Source organism: Bradyrhizobium sp. SZCCHNRI3043, assembly GCF_032377735.1.
Taxonomy (GTDB): Bacteria; Pseudomonadota; Alphaproteobacteria; order Rhizobiales; family Xanthobacteraceae; genus Bradyrhizobium.
The window spans coordinates 130347-145487 of sequence record NZ_JAUHID010000011.1; the positions used below are offsets into that span (position 1 = coordinate 130347).

The following is a 15141-nucleotide window of genomic DNA, read 5'->3' on the forward strand; positions in this document are numbered from 1 at the left end:
AGGAGCAAAGCCATGGCGTTCTTCCACTCCAGGATGCGCGCGATGCCCGACATCGCCAATGGTCTCCGCTTCGCTGCGGCGCCGACCTTCGCGCTGATGGCCGTGCTGAACGCCATGGCGCGTGACGGCCGGTCGGACGTGATCTGCACGGCCATGCCGGCGGGCGCGCCGCTCGGCGACATGACGGTGATGTATTTGCTGATGAGCGCGTTCCACCTCGTGCCATGGTTGAAGCGCATCGGCCGCTACGTTGCTATTCGAGCGAGCGGACGATGTGCTGCTTCAGCCGTTGCGCCGGCAGCGACAGACCCTTGACCTCGAGCAGCGCGATCTCGGTGTCCTTGAGATCCGGCAGGTCATGGCCGTCGAGCACGTGCAGGCCTGCCGGCACCATGTCCTTCGGCAGCACCGCGAGCCCGAGCCCGGCCTTGACCGCGGCATGCGCGCCGGACAAGGCGGCGCAGGTGTAGGAGATGCGCCACGGCTTCCCCGCTCTGTCGAGGGCCGTGGTGGCGCGCTTGCGGTAGACGCAGGGCGGCGGCGACACCACCAGCGGCACCTTCGCGCCGTGATGCAGGAAGTCGCGGCTGCCGGACACCCACACCAGCGGCTCGCGCCAGACGCGCAGGCCCTTGGCGCGCACCGACGGCTCCTGCTTGACCAGCACCAGATCGAAATCGCCGGCGCGGAAGCGGTCGACCAGGTTGAGCGTCAGGTCGCAGGTGACTTCGAGCGCGACAGACGGATAGGCCTGCGCGAATCGCGCGAGCACCTCGGGCAGATGGCGGGTCGCGAAATCCTCCGGCGTCCCCAGCCGCACCACGCCGGTCATCATCGGCTCGCCGAACCGCGCCACCGCCTCGTCGTTCAGGTCGAGCAGCTTCTGCGCGTAGTCCAGGAACAGCTTGCCCTCGGTGGTCAGTGCCACCGCGCGCGGCGAGCGCTCCAGCAGCTTGGCGTTGACCGCGCTTTCGAGCCGCCCGATCTGCAGCGAGATCGTCGATTGCTGGCGTCCGAGCCGCTCGGCGGCCTGGGTGAAGCTGCCGAGCCGCGCGATGGTCGCGAAGGTGCGCACGAGGTCGATGTCGAGATTGGTCAACGTCTTCGGCATGGGCGGACATGATTGAGAAACACAATGGTAAAGGTTTCAATTATCAATTTTACAAATTATCGCCATTTGCTGCAAGTGCGGCCGGCGCCCATTGGTGGCGCCCTTGGAGGGCGGAGGCCGGCACCAGAGGCCGTCCGCCCGATGCGGAGTAGGGCTTCATGGGGCTGACCGAACTTGCGTTTCAGAATCTGCTGTCGCCGATGGTGTTGTTCTTCGTGGTCGGCCTCGCCGCCGCGCTGGCGAAGTCCGATCTCACCGTGCCTGAGGCGGTGGCGAAGCTGCTGTCGCTCTATCTCCTGATGTCGATCGGCTTCCGCGGCGGTGTCGAGGTCGCGCATCACGGCATGAGCTGGGATCTGGTCGCCGCGATCTGCGCCGGCGTCCTGCTGTCATATTTCACGCCGATTCTGGCCTATCTGCTGCTGACGCGAATGAGCCGGCTGTCGCCGGTCGACGCCGCGGCCGTGGCCGGACACTACGGCTCGATCTCGGCGGTGACATTTGCCGCCGTCACCGGCGCGCTCAATCTCGTGTCGTTGCCGTTCGCGGGCTACATGGTCGCGGTCGCGGCTGCGATGGAGACGCCCGCGATCGTGTCAGCACTGCAGCTCGCGCGTCCGCATCGCAAGACTGAAACGGGGGACGGGCATTCGATGTGGCGCGAGGTGATGCTGAACGGCTCGGTGGTCACTCTGCTCGGCGCCTTCCTGGTCGGCATGATCACCGGCACCAAGGGGCTCGCGACGGTGAAGCCATTCCTGGTCGATCTCTTCCCAGGCGTCCTCTGCGTGTTCCTGCTCGACATGGGCTTGATTGCAGGCCGCGGCCTGCAGCACGGCCGCAAATATCTCAGCGTGCCGCTGTGCAGCTTCGCCGTGCTGATGCCGCTGGTCGGCGCGGCGCTGGGCGCTCTGCTCGCGAGCGCCATCGGGCTATCGGCCGGCTCGGCCGCCGTACTGATGACGCTCGCGGCCTCCGCGTCCTACATCGCCGTGCCCGCCGCGCTGCGGCTGGCGCTGCCGGAGGCCAATGCAGCGATCCCGCTCACGCTCTCGCTCGGGATCACCTTTCCGTTCAACCTGCTGGTCGGCATTCCGCTCTATATCGGCGCTGCGACGATGCTCGCCGGCGCCGTGAAATGAGGGAGGGGACGATGAAGACATTCGCCAAGAAGCGCATCGATCTGATCATCGAGATGCCGCTGCTGCGCCGGGTCACCGAGCGCTTCGATCAGGCCGGCGTGACCGGTTACTCCGTGCTGCCGGTGATCGCCGGGCGCGGCCAGTCCGGCCCCTGGTCGGCCGGCGGCCAGGTCTCGGAGGTCGGCCAGATGGCGGCCATCATGTGCATCGTCGATGGCGGCCGCGTCGATGCCGTGCTCGACGCCGTCTTTGCCGTGGTCCAGCATCAGATCGGCCTCGTTACCGTGTCCGATGTCGAGGTGGTCAGGCCCGAGCGGTTCTGATCGGGCGCGGCGGGGCTCACGCCTCCGCCGCGACCTTCAGCGCCTCGGCGCGGATCTCCTCGACCAGCCGCTCCTTGAGCGCCACGAACTCCGGCGAGGTCTTGACCTTGTAGGAGCGCGGATGCGGCAGCTCGATCTTGATGTCGGCCTTGATGCGGCCGGGCCGCGCGCTCATCACCAGCACCCGGCTGCCGAGGAAGATCGCCTCCTCAATGTCGTGGGTCACGAACAGCACCGTCTTCTGGTCGCGCTCCCAGATGCCGAGCAGCATCTCCTGCATCAGCACCCGCGTCTGGTTGTCGAGCGCGCCGAACGGCTCGTCGAGCAGCAGGATCTTCGGATCGTTGGCGAGAGCGCGCGCGATCGCGCAGCGTTGCTGCATGCCGCCGGACAGCTGCTTGGGCCAGTGGTTCTCAAAACCCTTGAGGCCGATCTGCTGGATGAAGCGATCGGCGATCGCGTTGCGCTCGGCCTCGGATACGCCGCGCTCGCGCAGGCCGAAGGCGATGTTCTCGCGCACGCTGAGCCAGGGAAACAGCGTGTAGGACTGGAACACCATGCCGCGATCGGCGCCGGGGCCGGTCACCTCGCTGCCGTCGAGCAGTACCTTGCCGCTGCTCGGATGGTCGAGGCCGGCAACGATGCGCAGCAAGGTCGACTTGCCGCAGCCGGAGGGGCCGAGGATGGTGACGAAGTCGTTGTTGCCGATGGTGAGCGCGACCGGCTCCAGCGCGCGCGTCGGGGCATGACCCTGGCGGGCCGGGAAGGTGCGGGTGACGCGATCGATGACGAGCGTGGTCATGCGAGCTTCCACGGGAACAGCCAGGCGTTGAACGCCTTGAACAGGAAGTCGGAGATCAGGCCGATCAGGCCGATCACGATGATGCCGAAGATGATCTGCCCGGTGTTGAGCAGCGCCTGGCTGTCGGTAATCATGTGGCCGATGCCGGAGGAGGAGCCGATCAGCTCGGCGACGATGACGTAGGTCCAGGCCCAGCCGAGCACGAGCCGCAGGATCTCGGCGATATCAGGCGCAGCGGACGGCAGCAGCACCCGGCCGATGATGCCGCGGTCGCTGGCGCCCAGCGTATACGCAGCCTCGACGAGATCGCGTCTGGTATTGCCGACAGTCACGGTGATCATCAGGATGATCTGGAACACCGAGCCGATGAAGATGATCAGAAGCTTCTGGAGCTCGCCGATGCCGGCCCACAGGATCAACAGCGGAATGAAAGCGGAGGCGGGCAGATAGCGCGCGAAGGACACGAACGGCTCGAGGAACGCCTCGACCGGCTTGTAGGCGCCCATCAGTAGGCCGAGCGGGACGGCGATGGCAGCCGCGAGCACGAACCCGCCGACGACACGCCAGACGGTCATGCCGATGTCATAGAGGAAGCCGAACTTGGTCAGCAGATCCCAGCCCTCGCGCAGCATGGTCAGGGGATCGGCGAGGAACGTCTTCGGCACATAGCCGCCGAACGTCGCCAGCGACCACGCGGCGACGAACACGACGAAGAAGCCGAGGCCGAGCGCTGTTCTTGACCTGGCGCTGACGGGATCGAGAGGTCGGATCACGGAGAAAGGCTTTCGTGGTGGAGGCGGTACGCCCGGTGTCGCGGGCTGCTGGTGGTCGGTTCGAATAAATTCACGAGGGCATGATCTCTCCACATCGTCATTGCGAGGAGCGAAGCGACGAAGCAATCCAGAGTCGCACCCCGCCCTGGATTGCTTCGCTACTGTTCAGCCCGGGAACATAGCTTACACCTGTTCGGAGACATAGTTGACACTATTCGGGTCGCACAAATCGATGGCCGCGATCTGATGTGCGGCAAAGAAAATTCCGAATTTTCCGTCGTTACTCAGCGGACGAATAGCGAGCCGCTCCCCCCGAAAAGCTTGCGGGACCTTCCAGAGCTGTCCCTTGAAGCTGACGTAGGCTTTCGTCGTGGAGACGGAACGAACGAGCTCTCCCTCGTCGTACTCCACCGCCGGAAGGCGATCCGGCATCGTGCGCTGACTGGGGCGATAACGGCTTGCCGGCACGTTGAAGTCCAACGCCTCGTGCGGCCGATCGAGATTGTAGACGGCTCGCCATTCGTCGAGCGCCCGCTGGACATCTTCGAGGTCGCGGTACCTTCTGAAGGCAAAGACCTCGGCCTTCAGGGTGCGGTGGAAGCGTTCGTTCTTGCCCCGGCTCTGAGGATGGTAAGGCCGGCTATGGATCGTTCGAACGCCGAGCTTCAGAAGCCAGACGGTCAGCTTGGTCCAAGGGTCTTCAAGGGTGAAGCCCCAGGGACCGCCGTTATCGACGAACATCGCATCCGGCAGTCCGTAGCGGCGGAACGTCGTCTCCAAATGTCCTTGGACTGTAGAGCCTCGTTCGTTGTCACAGGCCGCCAGGCACAAGGAAAAGCGCGAGTGGTCGTCCAACGCCGTCAGCGGATGACAGGACACGCCGTTCTCCAGCGTACTGTGCCCCTTGAAGTCCATCTGCCACAGCTGATTGGGCGCATCCTTCTCGAACCGCTTGTAGGGTTGCCCGGGCGTGCCCCCAGGGTCCGTCACCCGATCGTAACGGCGCAGGATGTTGTGCACGGTCGATATCGCCGGGACAGCTTGCCCGTCCCGTTCAAGGCGCCGTGCGAGCTTGCGCGCTCCCCAAGCCGGGTGAGCATCGCGCAACGCGACAATCTGCTGCTCCGTCATAGCCGAGGTACGCTCGGGACTACGATGAGGTCGCCGCGACCGGTCCACCAGCGTCGTATCGCCGCCATCATGCCTCTGGATCCACTTGTAGCCGGTCTGGGGGCTGATGCCGAACTGCCGACACAGCTTCCGCCGGTTCACTCCTTCCTGCTTGGCAAGCATCACAAACTCTCGCCGCTGGTCCATGACAGACACCTCTCGCCACGGCATCGTTCGCCCCCTCGTTTGACGAATCGAGCCGATCTTGACGTGTCAACCATGTCTCCGAACACCCGTCAGCCATGTCTCCGGGCTAAACACTACGCTCGCAATGACGGATCACTCAGAGCTTAGCTCCGAGCTACTTGATGAAGCTCGCGTCGTAGAGGTCGTCGATTTTCGGGATCTGCTTGACGATGCCGACCTCGAGCAGGAGCTCAGCGGCCTCCTTGTTGAAGGTCTTGAACTCGGTCTCGAAGAACTTCTGGCTCGCGGCCTTGTCCTGCCAGCGCAGATATTTGGCGGAGTTGCCGAACTGCTCAGCCGTCTGCTTCACGTCCGCGCCCATGATCTCATAGGCCTTGGCTTGGTCCTTGGCGATCATGTCCAGCGCCTCGTAATAGCTGTCGGCGAGCGCCTTGGCGGCCTTCGGGTTCTCGGACAGGAATTTCGGCGTGCAGCCGAACGTGTCCATCACCATCGGATAATCGAGCGTGGTGGCGATGATCTTGCCCTTGTCGGGCGCGGCCCGCACCGTCGACAGATACGGCTCGTAGGTCATCGCCGCATCGTTCTGGCCGGCGACGAAGGCCTGCGCGGCGGCGGCCGGCTCGAGGTTCACGATGGTGACGTCCTTCACTGTCAGGCCGTTCTTCTTCAGCATCCAGGCCAGCCCGAAATAGGGCGACGTACCGGGCGCCGAGGCCGCGACGGTCTTGCCCTTCAGGTCCTTGATCGCGGCGATGTCGTTGCGCACGGCCATGCCGTCGGCGCCGTAGCTCTTGTCGAGCTGGAAGATCTGCTTGGTGGCGACGCCGTTGGCGTTCCAGGAGATCCAGGTCTCGACCGTAGTTGCCGCGCACTGCACGTCGCCGGCGGCGATCGCGAGGTGGCGATCCTTCTGCGGGATCTTCTTGATGGTGACGTCGAGGCCGTTCTTCTTGAAGATGCCGGCCTCCTTCGCCAAGGTCAGCGGTGCGAAGCCGGTCCAGCCGGAAATGCCGATGCCGACCTTGACGTCGTCGGCGAAAGCGGTGGTGGAGGCCAGCAGCGCGGCCGTTAATGCGAGTAGCCCGAATCTGCGCATCGTCATCGTCCTTTGCGGTGGGAGGAAACTGGTCGCGCGGCTCGCGCGCCGTAAAAGCTGCGCGATCCGCCTGCGTCTGCAAGCGCGCTTGCAAATCTCGTGCTCAGGCCGGGCGCGCAGGAGCGTCTCATTCGCTGCCCCTGAAGCGCGCCACCAGCCGGTGCTGCTCGCCCGGATAGATCAGCCGCACCGCCGTGAGCGGGCGCCCGCTGCGCCAGGTGTGCCGCTCGATCACGAGGCAGGGCGCGCCGATCGCGATGTCGAGCCCATCGGCGATCGCCTCGTCGGCGACGATGGCGCTGATCGCATGCTCCGCCTCGGTCCATGGCACGTGATGTAGCAGCCAGGAGCCGGGCGGATCGACCTTGAAATTGGCCTTGGCCGCGTCGGGGACGGCATCGAGGTCGATCAGGCGATCCTCGATCGCGAATGGCAAATTGTCGGCGCTGTGCCGGCAGCGGATCGCGATCACCTTGCATGGCGTCTTGACGCCGAGGCGCTCGCGATCGGCCGCGTTGGCGGTGCGGCGCGTCGATGAGATCAGCTCGTAGCCATAGGCGCGGCCGAGCGCGCCGATCTCGGCGCGGATGTCGGGGATCTTCAGCACGGCCGACAGGAATTGCGGTCGCCGCACGAAAGTGCCGGCGCGCCGCCGCCGCTCGATCAGGTCGGCCTGGGCAAGCTCCGACAGCGCCTTGTTCACGGTCATGCGCGAGCAACCATAGTGCTCCATGATCTCGTGCTCGAACGGGATGCGATGGCCCGGCGGCCATTCGCCGGTGAGGATGCGGCGCTCGATGTCCTGCCGGATCGTCTTGTAGAGCGTGCCGGTTGCCTGCTTGGCGCTGTCATCGGCGAGGCTCATGCGAGCAGCCTCCGCACGGCTCTGTTGAAGCCGCGCCGGGCCGTGTCGCGCGAACGATGGTGGCCGCCCTGGACGACCTTGGCGCCGCCGGCCCAGACGCAGTCGATCGCGTCGTTCGACGTCGCGAAGATCCAGCCGTCGAGCAGCGCATCTTGCGTCCGCCCCGCGAGCGAAGGATGCGTCAGATCGAACGTGACGATGTCGGCACGGCCGCCCACCTGCAGCCCGGCGAGAGATTGCGCCAGCGCCTGCGCGCCGCCGGCGAGCGCGGCATCGAGAAGCGTGCGGCCCGTCGACGCATCCGGACTTGACGTCAGCACGTTGCGCTCGCGATGCGTCAGCCGCTGGCCGTATTCGAGCTGGCGCAACTCATCGCTAACGCCGACCAGCACGTTCGAGTCGGTGCCTACGCCGATGCGTCCACGCGCGCGCAAGAAGTCGCGCGCCGGGAAGATGCCGTCGCCGAGGCTGGCTTCGGTGATGGGGCAAAGGCCGGCCGTCGCGCCGCTGCTCGCGAGTGCCGCCGTTTCATCCGGCGTCATGTGCGTCGCGTGGATCAGGCACCAGCGAGCATCGACGGCATGATGATCGAGCAGCCATTGCACGGGACGCTGCGCCGACCAGGCCAGGCAGTCCTCGACCTCCTTGACCTGCTCGGCGGCGTGAATGTGGATCGGGCCGCCGTCCGCAAGCGGCAACAGCGTGCTCAGCTCATCCGGCGCGACGGCGCGCAGGCTGTGCGGCGCGATGCCGAGATTGGCGCCGGCAAGAGTGCTGATAGCCCTGCGCGACGCCGCGAGCAGCCTCTCGAAGCGATCGACATCGCAGATGAAGCGCCGCTGTCCCTCATGCGGCGCGGCGCCGCCGAACCCGCCATGCGCATAGAAGCTCGGCAGCAGCGTCAGGCCGATGCCGGATGATTGAGCTGCACCGGCGATGCGCACCGCCATCTCGGCGATGTCGGCGTAAGGCGTGCCATCGCGATCATGATGCAGATAATGGAATTCGCCGACCCGCGTAAAACCGCGCTCCAGCATCTCGACATAGAGCAGCGTCGCGACCGCCTCGACATCGTCAGGGCTCATCGCCAGCGCGAAGCGATACATCGTCTCGCGCCAGGTCCAGAACGTGTCGGTGGAAGGACCGCTGATCTCGGCAACCCCTGCCATGCCGCGCTGGAACGCGTGACTGTGCAGGCTGGCGATGCCGGGGATCGCGACCTCATGTTGCTCGTCGGCGGAGGTCGGAGGCACGCCCGCGGTGACCGACGCGATTGTGCCGTTGCTGATGACGACCTGCACGTCCTCGGCCCAACCCTTGGGCAGAAGCGCGGATGCGAAGTGCAGTGACGCCATGATCGATAAGCCCGCTGGACAGGACGGCGGAAGCGAGTTTATGTATAGACATATCGCCCGTCAAGCTTTCGTGAAGTTGGGAGGCAGCAGCATGGCCGAGCGCTTCGATCGGATCTGGCACAATGCGCGGCTCGCGACGCTGCGCGAGGGGCAGCCGGGCCTCGGCGTGATCGAGCAGGGCGTGGTGGCTGCGCGCGACGGCCGTATCGCCTTTGCCGGCCCGCAGTCCGATTTTCCAGCCAATGCGGATGCGCCCGAGCGCATCGATTGCGAGGGCCGCTGGATCACGCCGGGCCTCGTCGATTGTCACACCCATCTCGTCTACGGCGGCGACCGCGCCCATGAGTTCGAGCTGCGCTTGGCGGGCGCGAGCTATGAGGAGATCGCCCGCGCTGGCGGCGGCATCGTCTCGACCGTCGCTGCAACGCGCGCCGCCAGCGAGGAGGCGCTGGTTGCAAGCGCTCTGCCGCGGCTCGATGCACTGCTCGCCGAGGGCGTCACCACGATCGAGATCAAGTCCGGCTATGGCCTGGAAACCGCAACCGAGCTGCGGCAATTGTCCGCAGCCCGCGCGCTCGGCAGCAGGCGGCCGGTCGGCGTGCGCACCAGCTTTCTCGGCGCCCACGCGCTGCCGGTGGAGGCTGGCGGCGACAAGGACCGCTACATCGATCTCGTCTGCAATGAGATGCTGCCGGCGGTCGCAAGGTCGGGCCTCGCCGATGCCGTCGATGCGTTCATGGAAAACATCGCCTTCTCTCACGCGCAAACGTCGCGGGTATTTGCCGCGGCGAAAGCGCTCGGCCTGCCGGTCAAGCTGCATGCCGACCAGCTGTCCAATCTCGGTGGCGCTGCGCTCGCCGCCGAATTCGGCGCGCTCTCGGCCGATCATCTCGAGCACACCGACGATGCCGGCGCCGCCGCGATGGCGCGCGCCGGCACGGTCGCAGTGCTGCTGCCCGGTGCCTACTACTTCATCCGCGAGACGCAGAAGCCGCCGGTCGAGCTGTTCCGCAAACATGGCGTGAAGCTCGCGCTCGCCACCGACTGCAATCCAGGCTCGTCGCCTTTGACCTCGCTGCTGCTCACGATGAACATGGCCGCGACCTTGTTTCGCATGACCGTCGACGAGTGTCTTGCCGCAGTGACGCGCGAAGGCGCCCGCGCACTTGGTCTGTCGGCTGAGACCGGCACGCTCGACGCCGGCAAATGGTGCGATCTCGCGATCTGGGACATCAGCCGCCCGGCGGAGCTGGTTTACCGCATGGGCTTCAATCCGCTGCATCAGCGTGTCTGGAGGGGCCAATGAGCACGATCATTGCGGCGCCCGGCCGCGTCGGCCTCGACGATCTCGCGCAGATCTATGCGGGAGCTGCGGTCGTGCTCGAGCCTTCCTATTGGCCTGATATCGATGCGGCGGCCGCGATCGTCGCCAAGGCGGCGCAAGGCGCCGAGCCGGTCTATGGCATCAATACCGGTTTCGGCAAGCTGGCCTCGAAGCGCATCCCGCCCGACCAAACCGCGCAGCTCCAGCGCAACCTGATCCTCTCGCATTGTTGCGGCGTCGGTCCGGCGACGCCGCAACCAATTGTGCGGCTGATGATGGCGCTGAAGATCATCTCGCTCGGCCGCGGCGCTTCCGGCGTGCGGCGCGAGATCATCGAGCAGCTCCAGGCGATGCTGGCGCACGGCGTGTCTCCGTTCGTGCCGCAGCAGGGCTCCGTCGGCGCCTCCGGCGATCTGGCGCCGCTCGCGCACATGACGGCGGTCATGATCGGCGAGGGCCAGGCCTTCCACGATGGCCGGCTGGTGCCCGGGCGCGAGGCGCTGGCGCACGCCGGCCTGACGCCGGTCACGCTCGGGCCGAAAGAAGGCCTCGCGCTGATCAACGGGACGCAGTTCTCGACGGCCTATGCGCTCGCTGGCCTGTTGCGCGCGCATGATCTGCTCAACGCCGCGCTGGTGGCCGGCGCGCTGTCGGTCGATGCCGCGATGGCCTCGACTGCGCCGTTCCGCCCCGAGATCCAGGCGCTGCGCGGTCATCCCGGTCAGATCGAAGCTGGCCGCGTGCTGACGGAGCTGCTCGATGGCAGCGCCATCCGCCTGTCGCATCTGGAAGGCGACGAACGCGTGCAGGATCCGTATTGCCTGCGCTGCCAGCCGCAGGTCGCAGGCGCCGCGCTCGATCTGTTGACGCAGGCGGCGCGCACACTGGTGACCGAAGCCAATGCCGTCACCGACAATCCGCTGGTGCTGGTCGGGACCGGCGAGATCATCTCCGGCGGCAACTTCCATGCCGAGCCGGTGGCGTTCGCTGCGGACCAGATCGCGCTGGCGCTGTCCGAGCTCGGCGCGATCAGCGAGCGGCGCATCGCCACGCTGGTCGATCCCGCGCTGAATTTCGGCCTGCCGCCGTTCCTCACGCCGGAGCCGGGACTGAACTCCGGCTTCATGATCGCCGAGGTGACGGCGGCGGCTTTGTTCGCCGAGAACAAGCAGCGCGCGCTGCCATGCTCGATCGACTCCACGCCGACCAGCGCCAACCAGGAAGATCATGTGTCGATGGCCGCGCATGCGGCGCGGCGGCTGCACGACATGGCCGACAATCTCGCTGCTATCATCGGCATCGAGCTGCTCGTCGCCGCCCAAGGCATCGAGCTGCGAGCGCCGCACGACACCAGCGCGGCGCTGTCGGCCGTCATCGGTGCGCTGCGCGTGCACGTGCCGGCGCTGGAGAACGACCGCTACATGGCCGACGATCTCGCCAAGGCGGCCGCGCTCGTCGGTGGCGGTGTGTTGGCCACGGTTGCAACGCATGCACTCGGACGCGATCCGTTTCCCAAGCTTGGATGAGAGGGACCCATGAACCGACGCCTGGACAATGCGCGGGTGATCCGCGCCCCCATTGGCAGCGACATCAGCGCCAAGAGCTGGCTCACCGAAGCGCCCTTGCGCATGCTGATGAACAATCTCGATCCTGATGTGGCCGAGAAGCCGAGCGAACTGATCGTCTATGGCGGCATCGGCCGCGCCGCGCGCGACTGGGACAGTTTTGATCGCATCGTCGAATCCTTGCGCAAGCTGGAGGCGGATCAGACACTGGTCGTGCAATCCGGCAAGCCGGTCGGCATCTTCCGCACCCATCCGGATGCGCCGCGCGTCCTGATCGCCAACTCCAACATCGTGCCGCATTGGGCGACGCTCGATCATTTCAACGCGCTCGATAAAATGGGCCTGATGATGTACGGCCAGATGACGGCCGGCTCCTGGATCTACATCGGCAGCCAGGGCATCGTGCAGGGCACCTACGAGACCTTCGTCGAAGTCGGTCGACGTCACTACGACGGCGATCTCTCGGGCAAGTGGATCCTGACCGCCGGCCTCGGCGGCATGGGCGGCGCGCAGCCGTTGGCTGCCACGATGGCTGGCGCCTCGATGCTCGCCGTCGAATGCCAACCGAGCCGCATCGAGATGCGGCTGCGCACCGGCTATCTCGATCGCCAGGCCGCCACGCTCGACGAGGCGCTGGCGCTGATGGCGGAGGCCGCGACGACGAAGAAGGCGGTCTCGGTCGGCCTGCTCGGCAATGCTGCCGAGATCTTCTCGGAGCTCGTGCGCCGCGGCGTGCGCCCCGACATCGTCACCGACCAGACCAGCGCGCATGATCCGATCAACGGCTATCTGCCGAAGGGCTGGACGCTCGCCGAATGGGAGACCAAGCGTGCCTCCGACCCGAAGGCGGTCGAGCAGGCATCCAAGACCTCGATGGTCGGCCACGTCCAGGCGATGCTGGATTTCCACGCCATGGGCATTCCGACGCTCGACTACGGCAACAACATCCGCCAGATGGCGAAGGACATGGGCCTCGCCAACGCGTTCGATTTTCCGGGCTTCGTGCCGGCGTATATTCGTCCCTTGTTCTGCCGCGGCATCGGTCCGTTCCGCTGGGCTGCGCTGTCGGGCGATCCGCAAGACATCTACAAGACCGACGCCAAGGTGAAGGAGCTGCTGCCGGACAACAAGCACCTGCACAACTGGCTCGACATGGCGAGGCAGCGCATCAAGTTCCAGGGGCTGCCGGCGCGGATCTGCTGGGTGGGGCTCGGCGATCGTCATCGCCTCGGGCTTGCGTTCAACGAGATGGTCGCCCGTGGCGAATTGAAGGCGCCGATCGTGATCGGGCGCGACCATCTCGACTCCGGCTCGGTCGCGAGCCCGAACCGCGAGACTGAGGCGATGAAGGACGGCTCGGATGCTGTGTCGGACTGGCCGCTGCTCAACGCGCTCCTGAATTGCGCGAGCGGTGCGACCTGGGTGTCGCTGCATCATGGCGGCGGGGTTGGCATCGGCTATTCGCAGCATGCCGGCATGGTGATCGTGGCGGACGGCACACCGGACGCGGCGCGGCGGCTGGAGCGCGTGTTGTGGAACGATCCGGCCACCGGCGTGATGCGCCATGCCGATGCCGGCTACGAGGACGCGATCGCGTGCGCCGAGGCCTACGGCCTCGACCTGCCGAGCCTGGCACGCTGAGGGCGTGCATTCCTCACGGGTTGAAGTGCGGCCCCTGATTGCGATCTCATGCTGACAACGCGAAGGGAACTCGTCGCGGCGCACGGGAAGCTCATGGGGATCGCCTTCCGTTCTCGGCCATCGTCGGCCAGGACGAGATGAAGCTGGCGCTGATGATCGCTGTCGTCGATCCGAAGGTCGGCGGCGTGCTGGCCTTTGGCGATCGCGGCGCCGGCAAGTCGACCGCGGTCCGCGCGCTCGCAGCGGGCAACTAGCTCCCCTTTTCGGTTTCCTCGTCGTCGCTTTCTTCTGGTTGGCTGAGGTCATACCGATCGAGCTTGGCGTAAAGGCTTTGGCGGCTGAGACCAAGAATTTCGGCGGCCGACGTCCGATTCCCATTGGCGAGCTCGAGCGCCGCACGGACGTAATGCTGTTCAACGACCTCGACCGTGCTCTTCACCAGCTTGCGCAGCGGAGTCTTGCCGACGGATTCGTTCAGGGCGGCCAGCGCGACCCTGAGGTTGTCATGCTCCGCAGTCGGCAACAGCCGCCTGGCGACGTTGCGCAGCACCAGCGCAATCCGGGGATGGCCGTCCAGACCATAGGCCGCAGCCGAGATCTCGACCTCCGTTTCGGTGCCGAGCTCGCCTTGGATGGTCGTGGATAGCAGCCGAACGGTGCCGTGGCGCTCGACGTTGGAGATCAGGACCGAAAGGTCGGCGCCCGGGCGCGTCAACCAGCGGCTCAGCTTCTCGCCGATGACCGCCTCCGTCGACCCGATCTCGACCAGTTCCAGAAACGCGCGATTCGCGCGCTTGATGGCACCGCCGCCGTCGATGCTGATGACGGCGTCGGGGAGGCTGTCGATCAGCGCTTCGGGATTGTCCGGCACGAGGCCAGGCTGCGCAGCCTTGCCGATCGGCGCCATCTGCAGCAGGAACATCGGCCCGGTATTGCTGGTCATCAGGGATCCCCTGAGCATCCAGGGGACGGCCTCTGCGCCGAGATGGACCACGATGCCGGGCGCCTTGCCCTGGTCGCGCACGCGTCTCAGCATCTGTTCAACCAGCTCGCGGTCAGTGGCTGGAATCTCCTGCAGAAACTCGCGGCCGACCAGATTGTCCCTGCGGCGGCCGGATGCCCCCAGCGCGGAGGCCGCGGTCCGGTTGGCTTCGACGATGCGCAGATCCCGGACCTTCGTCAGCAGTACGGCCTCGTTGGAATCCTCGATCACGAGCCGGTAGCGCGTTTCGATCTCGCGCAGCTTCCAATAGTCGCGCTCGATGGTCTGCTGGGCCGAGATCAGCCGGGCCTGCAGCTCGGCCACGGCCTGCAGGTTCTTGCCGATCGCGAGCATGCCAGCCCGACCGCCGAGCAGTACAGTCGTGAATTCCATCGGAAGTTCGAGGCCGCTGGGGAAGCGCTGCGTGATCTGGCGGAATGCGGAAATGCCGGTCCGCTTGGTGTCCTGCATGATGCGTTCGATCTTCTCGCTCGCACCGTCGACGATCTCGGACCAGGGACGGCCAAGCCACACGTCGACATTTTCGGATGACATGTTGGGAGACAGCGTCGCCTCACGGATCACGCCGTCCATGTCGAGCAGTAATGTCACGTCGGCGCGTGGACCGTGAAATTCGGCCATGGTCTAGGCACCCGTTGGAGACGCTCAAGGACCACGGCCGACGCCGTCGGCGCGCATCTTGAAGGCGCTAGGTCGCATCCCGCTAACGTCTTGAGAGACTCGACAGTCCATGCTGCGCCCTCAGTGTCAAGGCTTATTTACAAGCACATACTCCCAACTGTATCCCTGCGCCTGCCGCATGTTCAAACTGCGGCTTGACC

General features: G+C 65.9%; 14 protein-coding genes and 1 pseudogene. 7 read left to right on the plus strand and 8 right to left on the minus strand.

Translation table 11 applies throughout. The annotated features are described in order from the left end of the window. Window positions 1–12 precede the first annotated feature (12 nt). Window positions 13–315 (plus strand): hypothetical protein, encoded by a 303-nt coding sequence (locus tag QX124_RS21515; RefSeq protein ID WP_315785515.1) that lies wholly within the window; start codon window positions 13–15, stop codon window positions 313–315. On the opposite strand, the gene QX124_RS21520 is transcribed toward QX124_RS21515, so the two are convergent. Further along, window positions 254–1111 (minus strand): LysR substrate-binding domain-containing protein, encoded by an 858-nt coding sequence (locus QX124_RS21520; RefSeq protein WP_315785518.1) that lies wholly within the window; start codon window positions 1109–1111, stop codon window positions 254–256. The two genes, QX124_RS21515 and QX124_RS21520, sit on opposite strands and share 62 nt — an antisense overlap. Before the next feature lie 158 nt (window positions 1112–1269). Between QX124_RS21520 and QX124_RS21525 the strand changes: the two genes are divergently transcribed. Both QX124_RS21525 and QX124_RS21530 read left to right on the plus strand, forming a co-directional pair. Continuing rightward, window positions 1270–2253, plus strand: a complete 984-nt coding sequence (locus QX124_RS21525) for a sodium-dependent bicarbonate transport family permease (protein WP_315798211.1) — start codon at window positions 1270–1272, stop codon at window positions 2251–2253. 11 nt (window positions 2254–2264) lie between these two features. Then, a complete protein-coding gene (locus QX124_RS21530; RefSeq protein ID WP_315733763.1) occupies window positions 2265–2576 on the plus strand; it encodes a DUF190 domain-containing protein in 312 nt (103 codons plus the stop codon). A gap of 16 nt (window positions 2577–2592) precedes the next feature. On the opposite strand, the gene QX124_RS21535 is transcribed toward QX124_RS21530, so the two are convergent. The 6 genes from QX124_RS21535 to QX124_RS21560 form a co-directional block, all read right to left on the minus strand. Continuing rightward, a complete protein-coding gene (locus QX124_RS21535) occupies window positions 2593–3378 on the minus strand; it encodes an ABC transporter ATP-binding protein (protein ID WP_315798212.1) in 786 nt (261 codons plus the stop codon). Further along, window positions 3375–4148 (minus strand): ABC transporter permease, encoded by a 774-nt coding sequence (locus tag QX124_RS21540; RefSeq protein ID WP_315798237.1) that lies wholly within the window; start codon window positions 4146–4148, stop codon window positions 3375–3377. The genes QX124_RS21535 and QX124_RS21540 overlap by 4 nt, the downstream gene beginning before the upstream one ends. 186 nt (window positions 4149–4334) lie before the next feature. Beyond that, window positions 4335–5492, minus strand: coding sequence for an IS481 family transposase (locus QX124_RS21545; RefSeq protein ID WP_315798213.1), 1158 nt, complete (start codon window positions 5490–5492; stop codon window positions 4335–4337). Between the two features lie 130 nt (window positions 5493–5622). Continuing rightward, window positions 5623–6567 (minus strand): ABC transporter substrate-binding protein, encoded by a 945-nt coding sequence (locus QX124_RS21550; RefSeq protein ID WP_315798214.1) that lies wholly within the window; start codon window positions 6565–6567, stop codon window positions 5623–5625. Between the two features lie 127 nt (window positions 6568–6694). Continuing rightward, window positions 6695–7432 (minus strand): histidine utilization repressor, encoded by a 738-nt coding sequence (gene hutC / locus QX124_RS21555; protein ID WP_315778113.1) that lies wholly within the window; start codon window positions 7430–7432, stop codon window positions 6695–6697. Further along, window positions 7429–8787, minus strand: a complete 1359-nt coding sequence (locus QX124_RS21560) for a formimidoylglutamate deiminase (RefSeq protein WP_315733755.1) — start codon at window positions 8785–8787, stop codon at window positions 7429–7431. Before QX124_RS21560 ends, hutC begins: the two co-directional genes overlap by 4 nt. Before the next feature lie 91 nt (window positions 8788–8878). On the opposite strand from QX124_RS21560, the gene hutI reads away from it, so the two are divergent. From hutI to QX124_RS31920, 4 genes and pseudogenes are all read left to right on the plus strand, one after another. Continuing rightward, complete coding sequence (hutI, locus tag QX124_RS21565) at window positions 8879–10093, plus strand: imidazolonepropionase (protein WP_315798215.1); 1215 nt, start codon at window positions 8879–8881, stop codon at window positions 10091–10093. Next, complete coding sequence (gene hutH, locus QX124_RS21570) at window positions 10090–11637, plus strand: histidine ammonia-lyase (RefSeq protein ID WP_315798216.1); 1548 nt, start codon at window positions 10090–10092, stop codon at window positions 11635–11637. The genes hutI and hutH overlap by 4 nt, the downstream gene beginning before the upstream one ends. A 9-nt stretch (window positions 11638–11646) precedes the next feature. Beyond that, window positions 11647–13317: a urocanate hydratase gene (gene hutU / locus QX124_RS21575; protein WP_315798217.1), complete on the plus strand. Its 1671-nt coding sequence runs from the start codon at window positions 11647–11649 to the stop codon at window positions 13315–13317. Window positions 13318–13355: 38 nt separating this feature from the next. Further along, window positions 13356–13562, plus strand: a pseudogene (locus QX124_RS31920) (magnesium chelatase ATPase subunit I); the annotation flags it as partial. A gap of 5 nt (window positions 13563–13567) precedes the next feature. Here QX124_RS31920 and ppsR read toward each other — a convergent pair. Then, window positions 13568–14941 carry a transcriptional regulator PpsR gene (ppsR, locus tag QX124_RS21585; protein ID WP_315785537.1) on the minus strand — a complete coding sequence of 458 codons (1374 nt, stop codon included), beginning with the start codon at window positions 14939–14941 and terminating at the stop codon, window positions 13568–13570. Between the last annotated feature and the right edge of the window lie 200 nt (window positions 14942–15141).